This is a genomic window from Roseibium sp. MB-4 (assembly GCF_053005265.1).
This window is the reverse complement of sequence record NZ_JBRKQB010000001.1, coordinates 1,000,073-1,020,877: the sequence shown is the minus strand read 5'-3', so window position 1 is coordinate 1,020,877 and position 20,805 is coordinate 1,000,073. Positions and strand designations below refer to the sequence as shown.

The window sequence follows — 20,805 nt, the reverse complement described above, 5'->3', positions numbered from 1 at the left end:
GGGCCAGCCGTCAACTCCTCACACCCAGGACTGAACAATGGAACCTGAAATCCTCGTCATCGGTGCGACCGGTAAAACCGGCAAACGTGTCGCCCAACGGCTTAAGGCACGCGGCCTGGCCGTCCGGCATGGAACGCGCCGCAGCCGGATCCCCTTTGATTGGGAAAACCCGGAAACGTGGGCTGCATCGCTGAATGGCATTAAAACCGCTTATGTAGCCTATTCACCCGACCTGGCGGTCCCGTCCGCACACGGAGTGATCGACGCTTTCGTAAGGGCGGCCGAAGCGGCAGGACTGCGCCGCATGGTCTTGTTGTCGGAACGCAACGAGGCGCGGGCGCAAGTCTGCGAACAACTTCTTATGGGCTCGTCCCTGGAGTGGACAATCCTGCGGCCCAGCTGGTTCATGCAGAACTTTAGCGAAGGCGGGTTTCTGGACGACGTGCTGGCAGGAGAAGTGTCGGCCCCGGATTCTGGGGCTGGAGAGCCCTGGGTAGATTTGGAAGACGTTGCGGATGTTGCTGTCGCGGCCCTGCTGGACGACGGTCACACCGGTGAAGTCTATGAAATCACGGGGAGAGAGCTGCTCACCTGGGACCAGGCGGTACGTCTTATCGCCAGCGTGACCGGACGGGACGTGGCGTATCGCACATCCACGCCGCAGGAGTTTGAAGGCACCTTGATTGCCGCCGGGTTTCCTGCCGAAGACGCCGCCTTTGTCGCCGGCCTTGTGGCTGAGATCCTTGACGGCAAGAATGCAAGCACCGCGGATGGTCTGCAGCGCGCCCTCGGCCGGGAGCCGAGAACGTTTGCGCAGTTTACTGAGGATGCCCACGCGGCGGGCTGCTGGTAGTGGCTGTCTGAAGCTCATCTCCACCCAATGGAAACGGAACTTCAGCGGTTGGAGGTGGGTCAGGGTTTTGGTTGGATGCAAACCTTTATTCCTGTGGAGGAAAGGAACGCATCACCATCCGAAACGGAGACTCTCCTGCCCCGATAAACAAAACCCGCCCGATCGTCAGCGATGGGCGGGTTGGTTGATTTCAGAGCAGCAGGGGCTCAGTGTTCACGATCTCTCGGCGGATAGGGATCATTTCCCGGAGCGATAGTATCTTTGCTCCGGATACGTCCATTTCTTCCCTTGGTCGTTAGTTCTCCACCGCCTTGATTTACGAGGTTATCGCGGGCTGCACGCAGCGCTTCCGCCTGCGTAGAGTGAACACTACTAGGACGGTTCGCATCGTTACGTTTATTGACCCATAGTTTATCATCACGACGATAAACGGTTCGATCTCTTCCTTTGCTCATCGAAGAGTTCCTTTTCCACAGGGCCAAGGCTCCGCTCGACATGACTAGGAGAATCCGAGATATTCCAGGTGCTAGGGTGGATACGGTTTCTACTTTGTCTGCCGCCCGCCAGTACCTTGGCAGGTGCTACGCGGGTAAAAGGCTGGGGCTTTGCTCCGGCCTTTTTTCGTTTGACGCTCACACCGCTGAAGTCACGGCACATTCGCGTTTCTGTTTCGTTCTCATTAGTTGTTCCGGACGCCTAAGAGCGTCCGGTTTTTTAGTGCTGGGCGCCGGGAGCCGCGCTGAGACCGGCAGTGGCCGGTCTGGGCGAACTCCCGGCTAAGGTCTTAGCTGCAGCCGGAGGTGGAGCCGCAGGTGTCGCACTTCAGGCAAGTGCCGTTGCGCACCATGGTGAAGTTGCCGCATTCCGCACAGCTTTCGCCTTCATAGCCTTTCATCCGGGCCTGCGCGATCTGCTGGGCCGCTGTCTTGACCTGCGGGGCAGGGGAGACTTCCACGGCAACCGCCGCTTCTGCGCCGCGGGCAAAGGCCGTTGCGACGGCAGATGTCTGTGCTGCCGGAGTGCCGGCGAGCTCAGCCGTGATCGCCTGAGTGACTTCACCTGCCGGCTCATCGGAAACCAGGCGGAACCGCTCGGTCTGACCGCGGACGAGGCCATGGGACACCATGCCGTTGTCCTTCTTGTCCTTCATGGTGCCAGCCGAAACCTTGTCACCGCTGAAGACTTCCGGCGGAACGTGGGCCAGTTCATGGCGGCCAAGATAGGACACGGCCAGCTCGCGGAAGATATAGTCGAGGATCGACGTTGCGTTTTTGATCGCATCATTGCCCTGAACCATGCCGGCCGGCTCGAACTTGGTGAAGGTGAAGGCGTCCACATACTCTTCGAGCGGCACGCCGTACTGCAGGCCGAGCGAGACGGAGATGGCGAAGTTGTTGATGAACGCCCGAAGGGCCGAGCCTTCCTTGTTCATGTCGATGAAGATCTCACCGAGACGGCCGTCTTCATATTCGCCGGTCCGCAGGAACACGGTGTGCCCGCCGATCTTTGCCTTCTGGGTGTAGCCCTTGCGGCGGGTCGGCAGTTTTTCCTGCTCGCGCACCACGCGTTCCACGATGCGCTCGACGATGCGTTCGGCAACGACCTCTGCCTTGGCAGCTGCCGGGAGAGCTGCGATTTCTTCTGCCGCATCCTCGGCTTCATCGTCGTCGTCGCTGAGCAGCTGGGAGTTGAGCGGCTGGCTGAGCTTGGAACCATCGCGGTAAAGCGCGTTGGCTTTCAGGGCAAGCTTCCAGGAGAGCATGTACGCTTCCTTGCAGTCCTCAACGGTCGCATCGTTCGGCATGTTGATCGTCTTGGAGATCGCGCCGGAGATGAACGGCTGGGCAGCTGCCATCATGCGGATGTGGCTTTCAACGCTCAAGAAGCGCTTGCCGATGCGCCCGCACGGGTTGGCGCAGTCGAACACCGGATAGTGTTCTTCCTTGAGGAACGGTGCGCCTTCGAGGGTCATCGCACCGCACACATGGGTGTTGGCAGCTTCGATGTCCGCCTTGGAGAAGCCAAGGAATGACAGCAGTTCGAATTCCGGATCTTCCAGCTGCTCGTCGGTCACGCCGAGCGCCTTCATCTGATCGTCGCCAAGCGTCCAGCGGTTGAAGACGAACTTGATGTCGAAGGCGGACTTCATGCCGTCCTTCAGCTTGGCAAGGCTTTCGTCGGTAATGCCCTTGGTTTTCAGCGAGGCCGGATTGATGCCCGGTGCCTGATCGATGGAGCCATGACCAACGGCATAGGCTTCGATCTCGCCGATTTCGCTTTCCGTGTAACCGAGTTTGCGCAGGGCTTCCGGAACAGCGCGGTTGATGATCTTGAAGTAGCCGCCGCCCGCGAGTTTCTTGAACTTCACAAGAGCAAAGTCCGGCTCAATGCCCGTAGTGTCACAGTCCATGACCAGACCGATCGTGCCGGTCGGGGCGATGACGGTCGATTGCGCGTTGCGGAAACCGTTCTTTTCGCCAAGTTCCATAGCGCGGTCCCAGGCCTTCTTGGCGCGGTCGATCAGGATCGGTTCCGGGCAGGAGGCGTGGTCGAGCGGCACCGGGTTGGTGTTCAGACCCTCGTATCCCTCAGCCTCACCATGGGCGGCGCGGCGGTGGTTGCGAATGACGCGCAGCATGTGCTTGGCGTTTTTCTTGTAGCCCGGGAAGGAGCCCAGTTCGCCGGCCATTTCGGCAGATGTTGCGTAGGAAACACCGGTCATGACAGCGGTGAGGGCGCCGCAGATCGCGCGGCCTTCATCGGAATCGTACGGAATGCCGGACGTCATCAAAAGGCCGCCGATATTGGCGTATCCAAGGCCGAGCGTGCGGAACTTGTAGGAAAGCTCTGCAATTTCGCGGGACGGGAACTGTGCCATCAAGACCGAGATTTCCAGAACAATGGTCCACAGGCGGACGCCATGCTCGTAGTTGTCGATCGCAAAGGACCCGTCTTCATTGCGGAACTGCATCAGGTTCAGGGACGCCAGGTTACAGGCGGTGTCGTCCAGGAACATGTATTCCGAGCACGGGTTCGACGCACGTATCTCGCCATCTGCAAGGCAGGTGTGCCAGTCGTTGATGGTGGTGTGGTACTGAAGGCCCGGATCAGCAGACGCCCAGGCTGCGTAACCGATCTGCTCCCAAAGCTCCTTCGCCTTGACCGTCTTCAGGACGGTGTCGGTCTTGCGCGCGGTCAGGTCCCAATCTTTGTCTTCAACAACAGCGTTCAGGAAGCCGTCGGTGACGCGGACGGAGTTGTTGGAGTTCTGGCCAGCAACGGTCAGGTAAGCCTCAGAATCCCAGTCCGTGTTGTAGGTCGGGAATTCGATCTTGGTGAAGCCCTGTTTGGCGAACTGGATGACGCGCTGGATGTAGTTCTCCGGCACCATCATCTTCTTGGCCGCGCGGATTTCGCGCTTCAGCGCCGGGTTTTTCGCCGGATCAAAGCAATCACCGTTGTCCGCTTCGCAGTTGACGCAGGCGCGCATGATGGCTGTCAGGTGCTTCTGGCAGATCTTGGAGCCGGTCACGAGGGCCGCAACCTTCTGCTCTTCCTTGACCTTCCAGTTGATGTACTCCTCGATGTCCGGATGGTCTGCGTCGACCACGACCATCTTCGCCGCGCGGCGGGTGGTGCCGCCGGATTTGATGGCGCCCGCGGCCCGGTCACCGATCTTCAAAAAGCTCATCAGACCGGACGACTTGCCGCCGCCGGAAAGTTTTTCACCCTCAGCACGGACGTGAGAGAAGTTGGAGCCGGTGCCGGAGCCGTACTTGAAGAGGCGCGCTTCACGCACCCACAGGTCCATGATGCCGCCGTCATTGACGAGGTCATCGCCAACGGACTGGATAAAGCACGCATGCGGCTGCGGGTGCTCATAAGCGGTCTTGGATTTGGTCAGCTTGCCGGTCTGGAAATCGACGTAATAATGGCCCTGGCTCGGGCCATCGATGCCATACGCCCAGTGAAGGCCGGTGTTGAACCATTGCGGGGAGTTCGGAGCGACTTTTTGAGTCGCGAGCATGTAACGCAGCTCGTCATAGAAGGCCTGGGCGTCGGATTCGGTGTCAAAATACCCACCTTTCCAGCCCCAGTAGGTCCAGGTGCCGGCGAGCCGGTCAAAAACCTGACGGCCATCCATTTCAGAGCCGTAGCGCTCGTCCTCGGGGAGTTTCGCTAGAGCTTTCTCGTCTGCTTCCTGCCGCCACAGCCAGGAAGGAACCGTGTTCTCTTCCACCGGCTTCAGCTTGGCCGGAACGCCTGCCTTGCGGAAATATTTTTGAGCGAGGATGTCAGATGCGACCTGAGAGAATTGTGCCGGAACCTGAATGTCCTTCAGCTGGAAAACAATCGATCCATCCGGGTTCCGGATTTCACTTGTTGCTGTCCGGAAGTCTATGCTGGCGTAAGGCGATTGGCCTTCCTTGGTGTAGCGCCGCTCGATCCGCATTTTCTCAAGTCCCCTTTAAAATCCCCGACGGTTCGCCCCGAACCGATTGATCATTTCCACATGCGCCCGGCGTGGTGTCGTAACTGGCCTCTGCCGCCGGGTCTTGAGTCTGTATGTCACAGACTGGATGTCTGTATCTAGCGCCTCTTCGTTAATGATCCACTACATATAGTATTCATCAACAGGTTTGTCACGACATGTAGCCAGAAGCAGGACGCACGAAACCGCGCTCAGGATCGAGCTTTCGAATCCTGTACGGGTACGCTTAAGACTGGTGTTTCTGGATGACCGGAGCGCCCGGGAGAGCCTCCGATTACGCACATCGCAATGATTAGGAAACTAAAGTAAATGAATCCTTAAGGTCAACCCGCTGACGACAACAGGTAGTGCTCATGTTGTGGGCAAGCGCAAAATCTTGTGTGTCTATGTGGATAGCGGGGACCTTGGCACTCCGGCACTCCGGTGGGCCCGGGAAACTGCCGAAACAGGCAAAAGAGCCGTAATTATGTGCCGTGCAAAGTCTGTGGATGAAGATAGCTCAAATTTTATGAAACTTTTAAGAAAATGGCATCAGTGCACTTCAACGCGGTTTAAGCCCGGTCTGGTTTAGTGATCCTGCACAAGGGATCGAGGACCGCCTTTATGAAACATCATGCTGCCTTTGGCTTGGCGATGGATGACATTGACGTTGTTGTTGTTGAAGACAGCAAGCCGATGCAAACCATCCTGCGCTCGACCCTTTTGAGCTTCAAGGTTGCGCGGGTACGCACATTTGATTCGGTCGATGATGCTCTGGAAGCAAGCCTTGCCGAACCGCCCAATCTGATCATTACAGATTGGCGCATGGCCCCGACCACCGGATATCAGCTGTTACGCCTTATCCGGCACAAGCACATGGAACCGCTGTGCTTCGTGCCGATTCTCTTTATCACCGCCCACGGCACACGGCCGCTTGTCGACAAGGCTCTGAGGGCAGGGGCGCATCATGTGCTGGTCAAACCATTGTCGCCGTCGACGCTCTACAAGCGAATCGAGTGGGTGCTTCATGACGACCGGCCGATGGTTCTTGAGAACTCCGGTTTCTACAACATCTATGGCATCCAGAAGCTGATGGACCAGCAGGCGGAGAAGATGAAGTCGCTTGCCGCCGCCCGGGTCAACCACAGGACAGCTGTCCAAAAACGCGCCGAGGTAGACGACGTGGTTCAGGAAGCCTTTGACAAGAAGAAGCAGCAGCCCGAGGAACCAAAAATTATTGGACGCGGCTTTGCGCAGCGCGCAAAGAAACAGTCAGCCGCGTCGCGTCATATCAGGAATGGCAGATCGGCGTAGAGTTTGCCGATGCAGACCGCCAAACCTTTCCAGCCGGAAGAGTTGCAAAGACGGGTAGGGTTGATGACCCCTGTTGCGATTCGTCGAATTTCCGGGGCTTGCGGCAATGCAGCACTGGACAGCAGCGGCACTTGACGCCATAGTCCGGCAAAATTCCGAAGGCGCTTATAAGCCTTTGTTGATGCGACTTGAGATCAAGGGACCTTTCAAGGGCCATGAAAAAACTTCTGCTTGAAATCTTCACCTGGTGGAACGGCCATACAATGGGTACGCGGTTCTTCACATGGCGGAAGGGTGAGTTCGTCGGCGAAGACGAGTTCGGCAACAAGTACTACAAGGAACGCGACGGCAAGAAACGCTGGGTTATTTATAATGGCCTCGCGGAAGCTTCCAGCATTCCTCCAGGCTGGCATGGCTGGATGCATCACCGTGTCGACACGGCGCCGGTCGATGAAAACTACCACGCGAAAAGCTGGCAAAAGCCGCACGAGGCCAATCATACCGGAACACCGGAAGCCTATCGCCCTCACGGCTCGATCCTGACGCCGGAAAAACGCCCCGAAGTTACCGGCGATTATCAGGCGTGGACGCCGGGCCAGTAAGCCAAGTACCTATTTGTTTTTTAAGGGCTCGCTGACGCGGGCCCTTTTTCGTTTGGCCGTTTGGGAGCGCGCCGCCAATCGGTTGAAGCTGGTTAGTGTTGGACCCGGTTTAACGAACTGGCTCACAAATCGCCGTGTCATGCGTCTTTCGGACATCTCTTCTGATTTCGAGGGCAATCCGCATGATCATCACCTACTCCCGTTTGACAGATCCGCAAGCAAACCAGCAGGTCGAACAGGTCAATGCAGACTTTGTCGGCGTACGAGAAAAACTACAGGCAGGTCTTCAGGACACGGCGGCTTTGTCGGACAACCAAGCCCATGCCCAAAACCTGACAGCACTACGCGGCCGGCCTTGCCCACGGACAATGGTGGCCCCTGAACTGGCGGCGCAGCTGCAAACAATCAGTTTTGGTTTCAAGAAAAACAAGGATCCGGCGGACGTCTATCCGCTTCGGGCGATGGAGGCGACCGGGGCGCAGAACAGCAAGTTCCAGATTGGTCTGGAAACGGAGAGTGGAGACGTCGTACTCGGCGCGCCCGCTCTCAACCTCATGCAGTTTTTGGAGATCACGGAACTGCGGACATACTATTGCACAACCCGGAAATCGGAAGGCAAGACGCAGGACCGGTACGGGACCCGACTCGTCGCGTTTTTGGTCATCGGCCGGGACCAGCAAAACGAAGCCAAGTACGTTTATCTCGCGGCGGCATCCGGCACATTCTCATCAACGGCCCTCGCGGTTCCCGCGGTCGGGCAAGATCCAACACAAATGATCACTGCCGTTGAGAGGGCTGTCTCAACATTCAACGCCCCCAGAAAAAACGACTACTACATGTACTGGTCGATCAACGATACCGGTTTGCAATTGTCGGCAGCGGACGGCAAAGGCAATCACGTCATCAATATCCGGTATTCCAGTTTTGTTGGCAAAACCCGGAGTTACCTGGACAACTTCAGCCTGATTTCTGTGGTCGATATCAAAAACATGATTTCCGGAATGTTCGAAAATCTGGAAGGCCTCAGTTTTCAAATCCCGTTCAAGAAAAATCCGTCCGGCCTGTCAATGACCTGTACCTTCGGTCATGGAGAATCCCGGAAAAACGGCACCATCGATATTTTTCAGAAAACCAAGTCCAAGCAATACAGCATCCCGCAGGTGGGAATTGGAGACTTGTTCACGATCGGCTCGCCGTTTTCCTACACGAAGCAAACAATGGAGAGCCACCAGACCGAATTGGCCGTCACGACCGAACAAACCGACAGTGTGCAGCTGACCGTTCCGGCAGAATGCTATGTCGCAAACAGTTTTCCGGCGACGCCGCTGGTCGATGCCGTGACGATTGTCCAGTTCTCTTACTTTATCGGAGAGTACGGCATGCAGCTGACCTCAACGAAAACAAACAATGACAATGTCAGTACACTGAAAGTTCTGCGAAAAAGTGGCTACATCGAAGTAGAGCTGGTCGCCAATCCGGGAAATCCGGTGATCACTGTTGCTGGCCTGGGGGACAGGGGAGACAATGATGTCTACCCCGGTGGTGCGAATCTGAGGCAGTTTCAGGATGTGCAGTTGCCTTTCAGGGTAGCAAAACGGGACGGAGACTTGTTCGTCTTGAGGCAGGTTGCAGGTGGCAGCAGTTGCTCATACAAATTTTCCTATAATGAGGAAAATGAGCAGCTCACATCCAGTCAGGAAGCAACAAACGAGATGAACTGCGAATGTGTTTATGTCAGTGGTAACGGCTTTGCGACCGCATCCAACTACACCATCAGCATTCCCATCAGCACGCCAGCTTTTCTCTCCAGCATGGATGGCGGGCAGGCTGAAATAAACAAGGCCCTCACAGAAACGATTATCGGATTTGTCTAGAAGGAGGCGTCCGACTGGCCGTCCAGGATGCTGAGGATGTCAGCGCCAGTTGCTTTTGTGGAGAGCGCGTAGAAGTCGGTTTCCTGCTGCAGGGCGGAACTCAAAAGGACGTTGTATTCATCCTTCGGAACTTCGAGTGTGCCGAACTTGGCAAGGTGGCCGGTGACGAATTGTGTATCGAGAAGCGTGTATCCGCCCTTTTTGAGCCGGGCCACCAAGTGTATCAGGCAGACCTTTGATGCATCTGTCTTGAAGGAGAACATGCTTTCTCCGAAGAAAGCACCGTTGAGGCTCACACCGTAGAGCCCGCCCACAAGATCCCCGTTCTGCCAGGCCTCGACTGTGTGGCAATGGCCCATCTCAAACAGCTCGCCGTAGAGCCGCCGGATCTCCCGGTTAATCCAGGTCTTTTGCCGGCCCGGCATGGGAGCGGAGCATCCGTCAATGACGCCCTGAAAATCAGTGCTGATGCGGATTTCAAAGAGGTCGTTGCGGATTGTGCGTTTTAATCGGCGCGGAACATGGACAGTATCGAGCGGCAGGATGCCGCGCTGTTCGGGCTCCAGCCAGAACAGGCCCGGATCGTCGGCAGATTCGGCCATCGGAAACAGCCCGCAAGCATAGGCTTTCAGCAGCACCTGGGGCGTGATCTCGAAGATGACGTCGTTCTGGTATCCTGCCATGGATCCTCTTGGTTCCTCGCGCTGGGACTGGCTTGCAGAATCCCGGTCCAGACAGCGTTATGGGAAAACCGCCTCTATAACAAATTGGGGCATGGCCCCCGAACTTTCAAATGTAGTGTTTTCGAGTTCAAGGGTTTTGGAAACACCGAAAATCGAGTCTTCAACCGGCAATTCTGTTTTTGGGTCCACGCACACGGTGTTCTGCATGTCGGTAAGTGGACAAAGGTGAGCACCGAACGGTGGGACTGGCGCTGACACTTGAAAAGAATAAGGGGCGTTGCCGCCCCTTATGACTTTACTTCTTGTTGGCCAGGTATTGCTCAAGCCAGTGAATGTCGTACTGGCCGTTTGCGATATCCTGGTTTTCAACCAGGTTCCGAAACAGCGGGATGGTCGACTTGATCTCATCCACGACGAATTCATCCAGGCACCGGCGCAGGCGCATCATGCATTCCACACGGTTACGGCCATGCACGATCAGCTTGCCGATCAGGCTGTCATAATAAGGCGGGATCTTGTAGCCCTGATAAACACCTGAATCGACGCGCACACCCAAACCGCCCGGTGGGTGGTAGTAGGTGATCGTGCCCGGAGACGGAGCGAAAGTTTGCGGATCTTCCGCATTGATCCGGCACTCGATTGCATGACCGTCGAACGTGATGTCGTCCTGGGTCATGTCCAGCGAGCCGCCCGCCGCAATCCGGATCTGCTCGTTCACCAGATCGATGCCGGTGATCATCTCGGTCACCGGGTGTTCCACCTGGAGACGGGTGTTCATTTCGATGAAGTAGAACTCACCGTTTTCATACAGGAACTCGACCGTACCAACACCGCGATACTTTAGCTTGCGCATCGCATTGGCAACGATTTCACCAATTTCCGCGCGCTGTTCGGGGTTGAGGGACGGGGACGGAGCCTCTTCCAAAACTTTCTGATGGCGGCGCTGCAAGGAGCAGTCGCGCTCACCCAGATGGACAGCGTTGCCCTGACCGTCGCCCAAGACCTGAATCTCGATGTGCCGCGGCTTGCCGAGGTACTTTTCCATGTATAGGGCGTCGTCGCCGAAGGCAGCCTTTGCCTCCGAGCGGGCCGTTGACAGAGCGGTATCGAGTTCGGCTTCGGTCTGCGCCACCTTCATGCCGCGTCCGCCGCCACCGGCTGCGGCTTTGACGAGAACCGGATATCCGATTTCGCGAGCAATCGCATGCGCATCGTCTTGCGGCGTAACCGCGCCATCTGAGCCGGGGACCACTGGAATACCGAGATCTTTGGCCGTTTGCTTGGCCTGGATCTTGTCGCCCATGATCTTGATGTGATCAGAGGTCGGGCCAATGAAGACAATGTTGTGCGCTTCCAGGATTTCAGCAAACCGGGCGTTTTCGGACAGGAAACCGTAACCCGGGTGAACTGCGTCTGCGCCTGTGATTTCACACGCGGCCAGAAGCTGCGGAATGTTCAGGTAACTGTCCCGCGCTGCCGGTGGTCCAATGCACACGCTTTCGTCCGCGAGGCGGACATGCATGGCATCGGCATCTGCCGTGGAATGGACCGCGACCGTGGAAATGCCGAGCTCTTTACAAGCGCGCAGGATGCGCAGGGCAATTTCACCGCGGTTAGCAATGAGGATTTTGGAGAACATGGCCGGACCGGCTCCTTATTCGACGATAATGAGCGGTTCGCCGAATTCCACCGGCTGGGCGTCTTCCACAAGGATCTGCTTGACGGTGCCCGCCTTGGTGGACGGAATGTGGTTCATGGTTTTCATGGCTTCGATGATCAGGATCGTCTGACCTTCAGCCACCTTGTCGCCAACTTGAACGAACGGCGCTGCGCCCGGTTCTGCTGCCATGTAGGCCGTGCCGACCATCGGGGAAGCCACGGTGCCCTGTGCTGGTGCGGCGTCAGCAGGCGCGGCTGCCGGAGCCGCCGCCGCGGCCGGTGCTGCAGCCGGGGCAGGGGCAGCAGGCGCTGCAACGCTGACCGGTGCACTGATGGAAATCTGGCGCGCGACGCGGATCCGCGTGTCGCCTTTTTCCAGTTCGATCTCGGACAGATTGGTTTCATCAAGCAGCACCGCAAGATCGCGGATCAGGGCCGTATCGAAACTCTTGTTATCTTTGTTCATGTCTTCTGGCTCTCGTACTCGGGCCGCAACTAGCGCAACGCTGACGGAAATCTCCCGGCGGAACCGGTCAATAAAGTTGTTGCCAAACCAATCTCGGATTTAGACTGGACCGGCTTACTATTACCTGATCAACAACACGCTCTTTGCTCCGCCGGATTGTATAGCGGATCTAGATACTTTGTCTGATTTCCTTACGAAACCGACACAGCTCCTTATAGGCATTCAAATCAGGCAGGAAAACCCCTGAAAACGGATCTCTCATAAAGAAATCCGCGTTCGGATGCCGTTCATTAACAGGTTGTTTCGCCGCAATTCTTCAGGTCGGAAAGCTTGGAGTTCAGCTGATCGTAGCCGACAGCTCCCATCACCACTTCATCGCCGATTACATAAGACGGTGTTCCCGTCAGTCCAAGACGGTTGGCCAGCGAGTAAACCTCTTCGATTGTCTGCCCGGCCTCGTCGGTTGCCATCGCCGCTTGGAGATCTTCTGTCGAAATACCGGCGCCCGTTGCTGCTTCCATGGCACTGGCAAGATTGGCCTGACCGCGCCGGGTCATGAGCGCCTCATGGAATGCATGATACTTTTCCGGTGCAACGGAGTTGACCGCGATCGCGACCTGGGCTGCTTCGACAGACGGCTGGCCGAGCACCGGGAACTCTTTCAAAACCACTCGCAGATCGGGGTTCTCGTCCATCAAGCGGACCATGTCGCCGTAGGCGCGTTTGCAGTAGCCGCAATTGTAATCAAAAAATTCGACCAAAGTGACTGAGCCCTGCGGGTTCCCGAGCACGACCTGGCGGGTCGAGTTATAAAGAATATCCGCGCTGCTGGTGAGAACTTCACGGCGCGCAGCTTCTTCAGCTTCCTGTTCCCGGCGTTCCAGCTCTGTCAGAGCCTCGGTAATGATTTCCGGGTTTTTCAGAATGTACTCGCGCACGATCTTTTCAATTTCGCCCCGGTCAATGTCTTGCGCGATCGCAGGCGTGCTGAAGACCGAAACTGTCAATCCGAGTGCAGCTGCAAATCGGGCCATCGGCAAACGCAGCAAATTTGAGAAAGGGGTCATGTCATGCTCCTGAGACTGAAGGCAAAAGCGCATCAGCCGTGAGGTCAAAATAATCAGCGCCGTTGTCCTGGCACGCTGGGTGGTTTGTAGGCGACAATATCATCTGCTTGCAGCCATGCAGCTGACCCACGGTTCAAACTTTTTTGAGCACGGGCTGCGTATCGTTTGGCTGCCTCGAATTCGCCCCGCACCATCAGGCCCTTGGCTGTCGCAAGATCGGCTTCGGCCCGTTCCCCTTGGCGCCCGTGCGCGATCGCAAGCTGTGCGTAGGCGGTGCCTGAGTTGGAATCGCGCTGTATTGCGCGCTTCAACACGCTTTCCGCTTCAGCAAGATTGGCCGGATTGTTGGATGCAACCAGGGCATAGCCAAGCCAGACCATGAATTGCGGCTCGTTTGGCCGAATCGAGAGCGCTCTGCGGAATGGGGCGATCGCGCTTTTCGGATCACCGCCTTCAAGGAGGGCTTGGCCCTTCAGCTCATGAAAATAGGGATTTGTCGGATGTTGCCGGATCAGCTTGTCGATCTCGCCCACAGCGCCCTTGCCACGGCTCTGCATGGCTGCAATGGCCCGTGCATACTGCGCTGGCAGGCTTTTGTCCTTGCGCGGATAGGTGCGCAAGGTCGCTGACGGATGGCTGGTGAAGGCAAACAGTTTTGCCTTAGCCATATCGTGCCGATGTTGCAGGACGTAATCCTCAGGCTTGTCAAAGTGCTTTGACTCCTGAGCTTCCCGCAAGAGCCCATTGAAGCGGTCCTGGGCCATTGGGTGGCTGATCGCATAAGGGTCTGCAAATTGCTTTGAAAACATTTGCTGCTCGGCCATGCGCTGGAAGTTGCGCAACAGACCGCGGGCGCTTTGACCGGTCTGATCCAGATAGCGCAGCGCCGCGCGGTCGGCTGCCGCTTCTTCGCTGCGCCGGTAGGCGAGGAACGAGCGTTGGCCGAGAGAGCCGGCGCCGACAATGGCCGCCGCACCGCCGCTTGTGGCCGAACCGGAGCCGCTGGCAGCACCAGCAGCTGCGGCGCCAGCCCCCAAGATCATGGCGATAACCGACATGATCTGGGCATTTGAAGCCGCGGCCCGCATGCGAACGAGGTGGCGGCCTGCAATGTGGCCGGTCTCATGCGCCAGAACGCCAATGACTTCGCCAGGTGTTTCCGATTCCAGGATCACGCCGATGTTGATGAACATCCGGCGGGAATCAGGAACGAAGGCGTTGAATGTCTTGTCATTGACGAGAATGATCGTGGGTTCGGAACTGCCGATACCGGCAACGCGGAAGATCGGTTTCGCATAATCGCGCAAGAGACCTTCCACTTCCGCATCGCGAACCAGCGGCAGTTTTCTTTGTGCGTGGGCAGGAGAAAGCAGAATCGGCAAGACCAAAGCGGCAGCGCAGGTCAAGGTCACCGCTTTCCGCGCGGTTGCAGCAGGCGTTTTGATCAGGCAAGCGAGACCGCGAACAGGCGCGGCAAGGACTTCTGTGAGGCCTTTTGGGCGATCGGATGACAAGGGCATTCCAGAGCGTTGAAACATGTTTGTGGCGAAGGTATGGGCCGGAACCCTTGGGGTCAAGAAATGCCGGATGCAATAAAGAAAAATTCAGCGTCATTTGTTTCTGCGGCGGCGCTGCCTTTTTCAGGGACTTGCGCAAAGGTTCATCCGCGTTTAGGGGCAGGGGTTAATTGGCCTTAAAGGCGCTTGCAGTTCAAAAGGATCAGACATGGCATCGGACCGTTTTCAGCCGTCAAAACGCAGTGATGTTGCACCGTTCATTGCCATGGATGTGTTGTCGGAAGCGGCCTCTTTGGAAGCTGCCGGACGGTCCATCATCCATATGGAAGTTGGGCAGCCATCTGCTCCGGCACCAAAAACTGCCCTTGCGGCGGCGGATGCAGCACTGAAACACGGCAAGCTGGGATACACGGAAGCTCTCGGGATCAAGCCGTTGCGGGAGGCTTTGTCCTCTCATTACCGGAAGGCGTATGGGGTGGATGTGCCGTCTGGCAGGATCATGGCAACGACCGGATCGTCCGCCGGGTTTAATCTCGCCTTCCTGGCAGCGTTTGATCCCGGTGACCGCATAGTCCTGACCGCACCGGGGTACCCGGCCTATCGGAACATCATCAAAGCCTTGGGCCTAATACCCGTTGAAGTCGAAGTGGGGGCGGAGACCCGTTGGAGCCTGACACCAGACCATTTGGATGATGCACAGAAGGACGGTCCGGTGCGGGGTGTTCTTGTTGCAAGTCCGGCAAATCCGACCGGCACCATGATGACCGCCGAAGCCTTGTCCGATCTGATCACATATTGTGATCAAGCCGGGATCTGGTTCATCTCCGACGAGATCTATCATGGTCTGGATTATGCCGGAGAGCAGAAAACAGCTCTCGAAACATCGCAAAACGCCATTATCATCAACAGCTTCTCGAAATATTATTGTATGACCGGCTGGCGGATTGGCTGGATGGTGCTGCCCGAACAACTTGTCAGGCCAACTGAACGCATTGCGCAGAGCCTTTACATATCACCACCGGAGCTGTCCCAGATCGCAGCCGCGTCGGCGCTGGATGCTGTTCAGGAACTGGAGGCTGTCAAAGCTGGCTATGCGGCAAACCGGGAATTGCTGGTGAAGGGATTGCCGGAGATCGGATTTGACAAACTGCTGCCGGTGGACGGCGCATTTTACATCTACGCTGACATCAGCCGGTTCAGCGATGACAGCCTCGATTTTGCAAAACGGATGCTTCATGAGGCCGGAGTCGCAGCGACGCCGGGTGTTGATTTTGATCCGGTCCATGGCAAGGAGTTCATGCGTTTCTCTTTCGCCGGCGCTCATGACGACATGAAAACCGCTTTGCAGCGTTTGAAGGACTGGATCTGATAAGCGCCAGCAAAGCCCGGTTTCAAACAAAAAGGCGGCCATGACGGCCGCCTTTGGTTCTTTTGGTTGATGCTGAGCGATCGTTAAAAGAACGATCGTCCGCGTTGCCACCAACCGCCGCGTTTCGGCTTGTCGGCTTTTTCTTCGCCAGATGTTTCACTCGTCACAACGGGCTCGGCTGGAGCAGAAGGCTTAATCGGCTCTTCCGGTTCGTCTGCAACCGCTTCAGCTTCGACCGGCTGCTCGGAGACTGGAGTATCGATGACGATGTCTTCCGCTCTATCCGCTTGAGCGACCGGTTCCTCAGTGCTCTCCGCAGTTTCAGTTTCAGTTTCCGCTGCCTGTGAAGGTTCTACAGCTTCAGACGGCTCCGATGCGCTCGTATCGACGCCATTAACCGGCTGATCCGGGGTGCCGGGGTCGGCAGCCGCGACAGTTTCCGATCCCGGTGCATCGGATGCAGCAGTTGCTTCAGTCGGTTGAGCGTCCGAGTTGTCGTCAGAGACCGGTGTATCAGACGAGTCGCCGTCAGAGCCGTTGGCATCATCCGCCTGGTTTTCCATCTCGTCGTCACGGCGACCACGGCGACCACCCCGCCGGCCCCGGCGCCGTTTGCGGCGCGGCTCATCGTCGTTGTCGTCGTCCGAGCCGCGCGCTTCGGCCTGTTCACCATCAGCGTTTTCGCTGTCGGCATTTGCCTCTGAGGTCTCGTCGCTTTGAGCGTCGGAACCACCCCGGCGGCGCTTGCGGCGACGACGACGACGGCGGTCGCCATTGTCATCTTCCTGCTGAGCTTGTTCCTCAACAACCGGCTGCTCGGTATCTTCGTCGATGATATCGATCATGTCCGGCTGGACAGTCGCTGTCGGCATTGGCTGACGATCGCGATCAATCAGGGCGCCGCGTTCCAGAACATACAGCTGTCCGTTGACCATATGGTCTGCCTGGACCTCGATACCGACCAGGAACCGCACCTCAAGGTCGAACAGGTTCGAGCGTTTCTGATTGAGGATATAAAGAGCGACTTCAGCAGACGTCCGAATGATCAGATCGTGCGTTGCGCCCTTGAGAAGGTTGTCTTCGATGGACCGCAGTACATGGAGTGCCACAGATTCCACCGACCGGATCATGCCCGTGCCCTGACAATGCGGACAGGGTGTGGTGGAGCTCTCCAGAACACCGGTGCGCAGCCGCTGGCGCGACATTTCCAGAAGACCGAAATGGGAAATCCGTCCGACCTGGATCCGCGCGCGGTCGTTCTTTAGGCAGTCCTTCAGTTTCCGCTCGACCGCCCGGTTGTTTTTCGATTCCTCCATATCGATGAAGTCGATCACAACAAGTCCGGCAAGGTCGCGCAGGCGCAACTGCCTTGTCACTTCCTCGGCGGCTTCCAGGTTGGTCTGAAGGGCGGTGTCCTCAATGTTGTGTTCGCGGGTCGACTTGCCCGAGTTCACGTCGATGGAAACCAGAGCCTCGGTCTGGTTGATAACAATGTATCCGCCTGACTTCAGGGTCACGTGCGGCGAGAACATGGCATCAAGCTGCGGTTCCACGCCATAGCGGATGAACAGCGGGGAGGGGTCGCGATACGGCTGGACGTTCTTGGCATGGCTCGGCATGAGCATGCGCATGAAGTCTTTTGCCTCCCGGTAGCCTTCGTCGCCTGCGACCGAAACCTCGTCAATGTCCTTGTTGTAGAGGTCCCTGATCGATCGTTTGATCAGACTGCCTTCCTCATAAACGAGACTCGGCGCGCTCGATTTTAATGTCAGCTCGCGCACATTCTCCCAGAGCCGCATGAGATATTCAAAGTCGCGCTTGATCTCTGCCTTGGTGCGGCTTGCGCCTGCAGTGCGCAGGATAACGCCCATGCCTTCCGGCACATCCAGCTCAGTTGCTATTTTCTTGAGCCGCTTGCGGTCTGTTGGCTGTGTGATCTTGCGGGAGATCCCGCCACCACGGGCCGTGTTCGGCATCAAAACGGAATACCGGCCTGCCAAGGACAAATAGGTGGTTAGAGCCGCGCCCTTGTTGCCGCGCTCTTCTTTTACGACTTGCACCAGGATGATCTGGCGGCGCTTGATGACTTCCTGGATCTTGTATTGCTTACGCATCGGAGCGCGGCGCTCCGGCACTTCTTCCAGAGCGTCTTCCGCGCCAACCGATTCAACTTCGTCGTCGCCATTGTCGCCTGCGTCGTCGCTTGCTGCTGCTTCGACATCAGACTTGCGGCGGCGCCGGCGGCGCGCACGGGCCGGTTTGGCATCATCTTCGTTTTCATCAGACGCTGTCTCGGCGTCCGCGTCTGCAAACTGAGCATCGACGGTGTTCTCATCAGCTGTTTCGCTATCGGAGACGGCATCAGCATCGGCTTCGTCGTTGCTGTCGGCAGCTACCGATTCCGTAGCTTCTAAATCACTGTCGGCATTTGCTTCTGGATCAGACCCGTCTTCGTCTGCGGCCTCGACCTTTTCACTGGCAACAGTATCTCCATCCGATTCGTTGCGCGCTGCCCGTGACCGGCGCCGGCGTTTCGGCTTTTCTTCCTGTTCGGTTTCATCGGGTTGGCGCTCAGCAGCTTCGGCCGCGAGCAAAGCCTCCCGGTCGGCAACCGGGATTTGATAGTAGTCCGGGTGAATTTCGCTGAATGCCAGAAAACCGTGCCGGTTTCCGCCGTATTCTACAAAAGCTGCCTGAAGGGAGGGTTCGACCCGTGTGACCTTCGCCAGATAAATGTTACCACGCAGCTGTTTGCGATTCGCTGCTTCAAAATCGAATTCTTCAACTCGATTGCCGCGGACGACGACGACCCGGGTCTCTTCCGGGTGGCCCGCGTCGATCAGCATCTTGTTTGCCATTATTGAATTTCTCCACGGCGGCGCTCATGTGCGCGCATCTGAAGCGCGCATCGCCCGAAAGGAGGATGGCCGCCGTACTTGTTTTGCTGTTGTGAGCAAGGGCGTCTGCGCCCGGCGCGTTTGGCTGATCAAAACAAGCGGCCGCACCTAAGGCGGGGGCTTGTTCGATGTTGATCAGCATTTGCATCACGCGGGTCCTTCGGGGCAACGCAAGCCCTTGAGTTAAGTCTATCAATCTGTGTTCCGGCTCAGCTGGCCTCGTGGCCATGGATCTGGTCCCGGTCGGGTCAGGCTGGTCTGGTTATCCCCTTCGACCCCGAAAGACTGCACGTTCAAACGTTTGCAGCGCCAAGGGGCGATGGATCGTCAGCAACCGCCGATATGCTGTCCATTTGAGGTTTCGGATCGCCCGTGATACGGCAGAACGGCCTCTGTTCTATCGTTTTATGGGCCCGTAAACCGATGGCATTGTGGATATGTCCATCCTTTTGCCACATCGGACAGTATCGGTTTCAAACCTGAATCCGTAAGGTACTTTTACGATCCGCGAACAAGGTTTGCAAGCAAACTGAACAGCCTAAGGCATTTTCCCTATCGAATAGGGGGCGAATGGCATAAAACCTCGAAGGTTCAAGGCGATCTGATTTGATGAGAATGGCTGATAACATAAAAGTGCTGAAATCACCGGCATCAAGCGGCTTTGCCGGTGTGCTGGCGATTGTTCTGGCGATCCAATGGGTTATTGCGCTCGCGGTCTTTTCACTTGCGCTCCTTGTATCAGCATATGGGGCGGCGGCACTGGCGGCTGACAAGCCTGTCATCTCAGCCGCGCGCGTCGCCGGTGACGAAGACCGGACACGAATCGTTTTTGAACTCAACACGCAGATCACCCCTGTGATTTCCGCACTTGGAACGCCCTACCGGCTCATTCTGGATCTGCCGGAAGTGACCTTTGCGTTTAATAAGAGAGCGCAAAATGCGGAGCAGGGGCTCGTTCGTGACTGGCGGTTTGGCCTATTCGCCGTCGGAAAGTCCCGCGTGGTTGTGGACTTGGCTGCACCGGTCCGGGTGGACAAGACACTGTTTTTGCCCTCGATCGACGATCAGCCATCGCGCCTGGTGATCGATCTTGTTCGGGCCAGCGATGAAGAATTTGCGGAGTTTGTCTCTGAAACCCGGTCAAAGCGCACAGCCAGCCGGGAGGCTGCCGCACCGAAAACCGATCTTCTGACTGCGCAACGCGCGAACAGCAAACCAGTGATCGTGCTGGATCCGGGGCATGGCGGCATTGACTACGGAGCGATTGGTGTCGGCGGAACTTTGGAAAAGGCGATCGTTCTGGAGTTTTCCAAACTGCTTCGGGACAAGCTTTCAGAAGGCGGTCTCTATCAGATCCATCTGACCCGGGATGATGACACATTCATCCCGCTGGGAGAGCGTGTCCAGATCGGCCATGATTTGGCGGCTGATCTCTTTATTTCTATCCACGCTGATTCGGTGGTGCGGGGCAAAAAACTTGCGCGCGGAGCGACTGTTTACACCCTGTCAGACCGGGCATCGGATGACCTTGCCGAGGAGTTGGCCGCCAGCGAAAACATGTCGGACATCATCGCGGGTGTTGAACTCGAAGAAGAGCCGACTGAAGTGACCGACATTCTGCTTGATTTGGCCCGCCGCGAGACCCGATCGTTTTCCGTCTATTTTGCCAAGACCCTGATTGGCGAATTGCAGAGCGCTGTTCGATTGATCCGAAACCCGCACAGATCAGCCGGTTTCCGGGTGTTGAAAGCGCATGATGTGCCCTCGGTTTTGGTCGAACTCGGCTATCTGTCGAATGCGCATGATGAGAAACTCTTGATATCTGAAGAGTGGCGGGAACGGATGGCGGACGCCATGACAGAGGCCATCCACAGTTTCTTCAGGCCCCGCCTGGCCGGACGGGACGGGGCGGTATCACAATAACCGGTGCAACCGGCGAAAAAACAATCGGAAACCTTTAGCTGGTATTTGCCTCAGCATCGCCATAAATGTGCACGACTTAGGCAAACACTGCTATTGTCGCAATTGGCACG

14 protein-coding genes are annotated in these 20,805 nt (G+C 57.0%); 6 read left to right on the top strand and 8 right to left on the bottom strand.

From position 1 onward, the window contains the following. Positions 1 to 37: 37 nt before the first annotated feature. Positions 38 to 853: an NAD(P)H-binding protein gene (locus tag ACVDG4_RS04815; protein ID WP_447234198.1), complete on the top strand. Its 816-nt coding sequence runs from the start codon at positions 38 to 40 to the stop codon at positions 851 to 853. Positions 854 to 1,059: 206 nt separating this feature from the next. Here the strand turns inward: ACVDG4_RS04815 and ACVDG4_RS04810 are convergent, their stop codons facing one another. Together ACVDG4_RS04810 and ACVDG4_RS04805 are read right to left on the bottom strand one after the other, a co-directional pair. Next, on the bottom strand, positions 1,060 to 1,308 hold the full coding sequence (locus tag ACVDG4_RS04810; RefSeq protein WP_447234197.1) for a DUF2188 domain-containing protein: 249 nt from the start codon (positions 1,306 to 1,308) through the stop codon (positions 1,060 to 1,062). A gap of 329 nt (positions 1,309 to 1,637) precedes the next feature. Beyond that, a complete protein-coding gene (locus ACVDG4_RS04805; protein WP_447234196.1) occupies positions 1,638 to 5,306 on the bottom strand; it encodes a vitamin B12-dependent ribonucleotide reductase in 3,669 nt (1,222 codons plus the stop codon). 642 nt (positions 5,307 to 5,948) lie between these two features. On the opposite strand from ACVDG4_RS04805, the gene ACVDG4_RS04800 reads away from it, so the two are divergent. From ACVDG4_RS04800 to ACVDG4_RS04790, 3 genes are all read left to right on the top strand, one after another. Further along, positions 5,949 to 6,638 carry a response regulator gene (locus tag ACVDG4_RS04800; protein WP_133950191.1) on the top strand — a complete coding sequence of 230 codons (690 nt, stop codon included), beginning with the start codon at positions 5,949 to 5,951 and terminating at the stop codon, positions 6,636 to 6,638. A 215-nt stretch (positions 6,639 to 6,853) separates the two neighbouring features. After that, positions 6,854 to 7,240: an NADH:ubiquinone oxidoreductase subunit NDUFA12 gene (locus ACVDG4_RS04795; protein ID WP_133950189.1), complete on the top strand. Its 387-nt coding sequence runs from the start codon at positions 6,854 to 6,856 to the stop codon at positions 7,238 to 7,240. Positions 7,241 to 7,422: 182 nt separating this feature from the next. Then, on the top strand, positions 7,423 to 9,114 hold the full coding sequence (locus ACVDG4_RS04790) for a hypothetical protein (RefSeq protein ID WP_447234195.1): 1,692 nt from the start codon (positions 7,423 to 7,425) through the stop codon (positions 9,112 to 9,114). On the opposite strand, the gene aat is transcribed toward ACVDG4_RS04790, so the two are convergent. The 5 genes from aat to ACVDG4_RS04765 all read right to left on the bottom strand — a co-directional run bounded on the left by aat (position 9,111) and on the right by ACVDG4_RS04765 (position 14,509). Further along, positions 9,111 to 9,797, bottom strand: a complete 687-nt coding sequence (gene aat, locus ACVDG4_RS04785; protein ID WP_447234194.1) for a leucyl/phenylalanyl-tRNA--protein transferase — start codon at positions 9,795 to 9,797, stop codon at positions 9,111 to 9,113. The two genes, ACVDG4_RS04790 and aat, sit on opposite strands and share 4 nt — an antisense overlap. Positions 9,798 to 10,092: 295 nt before the next feature. Beyond that, positions 10,093 to 11,436, bottom strand: coding sequence for an acetyl-CoA carboxylase biotin carboxylase subunit (gene accC / locus ACVDG4_RS04780; protein WP_209177678.1), 1,344 nt, complete (start codon positions 11,434 to 11,436; stop codon positions 10,093 to 10,095). A gap of 15 nt (positions 11,437 to 11,451) precedes the next feature. After that, positions 11,452 to 11,922: an acetyl-CoA carboxylase biotin carboxyl carrier protein gene (gene accB / locus ACVDG4_RS04775; protein WP_133950181.1), complete on the bottom strand. Its 471-nt coding sequence runs from the start codon at positions 11,920 to 11,922 to the stop codon at positions 11,452 to 11,454. 290 nt (positions 11,923 to 12,212) lie between these two features. Continuing rightward, positions 12,213 to 12,989: a DsbA family protein gene (locus ACVDG4_RS04770; protein ID WP_447234193.1), complete on the bottom strand. Its 777-nt coding sequence runs from the start codon at positions 12,987 to 12,989 to the stop codon at positions 12,213 to 12,215. A gap of 53 nt (positions 12,990 to 13,042) precedes the next feature. Next, complete coding sequence (locus ACVDG4_RS04765; RefSeq protein WP_306147311.1) at positions 13,043 to 14,509, bottom strand: M48 family metalloprotease; 1,467 nt, start codon at positions 14,507 to 14,509, stop codon at positions 13,043 to 13,045. A 205-nt stretch (positions 14,510 to 14,714) separates the two neighbouring features. On the opposite strand from ACVDG4_RS04765, the gene ACVDG4_RS04760 reads away from it, so the two are divergent. Continuing rightward, positions 14,715 to 15,875 (top strand): pyridoxal phosphate-dependent aminotransferase, encoded by a 1,161-nt coding sequence (locus ACVDG4_RS04760; RefSeq protein ID WP_447234192.1) that lies wholly within the window; start codon positions 14,715 to 14,717, stop codon positions 15,873 to 15,875. 83 nt (positions 15,876 to 15,958) lie between these two features. Here ACVDG4_RS04760 and ACVDG4_RS04755 read toward each other — a convergent pair whose 3' ends face one another. After that, complete coding sequence (locus ACVDG4_RS04755) at positions 15,959 to 18,733, bottom strand: Rne/Rng family ribonuclease (protein WP_447234191.1); 2,775 nt, start codon at positions 18,731 to 18,733, stop codon at positions 15,959 to 15,961. Between the two features lie 654 nt (positions 18,734 to 19,387). On the opposite strand from ACVDG4_RS04755, the gene ACVDG4_RS04750 reads away from it, so the two are divergent. Beyond that, entirely contained in the window at positions 19,388 to 20,695 is a 1,308-nt protein-coding gene (locus tag ACVDG4_RS04750) for an N-acetylmuramoyl-L-alanine amidase (protein ID WP_447234190.1), read from the top strand. Positions 20,696 to 20,805 lie beyond the last annotated feature (110 nt).

Bases quoted from the DNA above. Each gene is read 5' to 3' on its own strand.
- ACVDG4_RS04810 (WP_447234197.1), bottom strand. From the start codon at position 1,308: ATGAGCAAAGGAAGAGATCGAACCGTTTATCGTCGTGATGATAAACTA.
- accC (WP_209177678.1), bottom strand. From the start codon at position 11,436: ATGTTCTCCAAAATCCTCATTGCTAACCGCGGTGAAATTGCCCTGCGC.
- accB (WP_133950181.1), bottom strand. From the start codon at position 11,922: ATGAACAAAGATAACAAGAGTTTCGATACGGCCCTGATCCGCGATCTT.
- ACVDG4_RS04790 (WP_447234195.1), top strand. From the start codon at position 7,423: ATGATCATCACCTACTCCCGTTTGACAGATCCGCAAGCAAACCAGCAG.
- ACVDG4_RS04765 (WP_306147311.1), bottom strand. From the start codon at position 14,509: ATGCCCTTGTCATCCGATCGCCCAAAAGGCCTCACAGAAGTCCTTGCC.
- ACVDG4_RS04800 (WP_133950191.1), top strand. From the start codon at position 5,949: ATGAAACATCATGCTGCCTTTGGCTTGGCGATGGATGACATTGACGTT.
- ACVDG4_RS04815 (WP_447234198.1), top strand. From the start codon at position 38: ATGGAACCTGAAATCCTCGTCATCGGTGCGACCGGTAAAACCGGCAAA.
- ACVDG4_RS04760 (WP_447234192.1), top strand. From the start codon at position 14,715: ATGGCATCGGACCGTTTTCAGCCGTCAAAACGCAGTGATGTTGCACCG.
- ACVDG4_RS04770 (WP_447234193.1), bottom strand. From the start codon at position 12,989: ATGACCCCTTTCTCAAATTTGCTGCGTTTGCCGATGGCCCGATTTGCA.
- ACVDG4_RS04805 (WP_447234196.1), bottom strand. From the start codon at position 5,306: ATGCGGATCGAGCGGCGCTACACCAAGGAAGGCCAATCGCCTTACGCC.
- aat (WP_447234194.1), bottom strand. From the start codon at position 9,797: ATGGCAGGATACCAGAACGACGTCATCTTCGAGATCACGCCCCAGGTG.
- ACVDG4_RS04755 (WP_447234191.1), bottom strand. From the start codon at position 18,733: ATGGCAAACAAGATGCTGATCGACGCGGGCCACCCGGAAGAGACCCGG.
- ACVDG4_RS04750 (WP_447234190.1), top strand. From the start codon at position 19,388: ATGGCTGATAACATAAAAGTGCTGAAATCACCGGCATCAAGCGGCTTT.
- ACVDG4_RS04795 (WP_133950189.1), top strand. From the start codon at position 6,854: ATGAAAAAACTTCTGCTTGAAATCTTCACCTGGTGGAACGGCCATACA.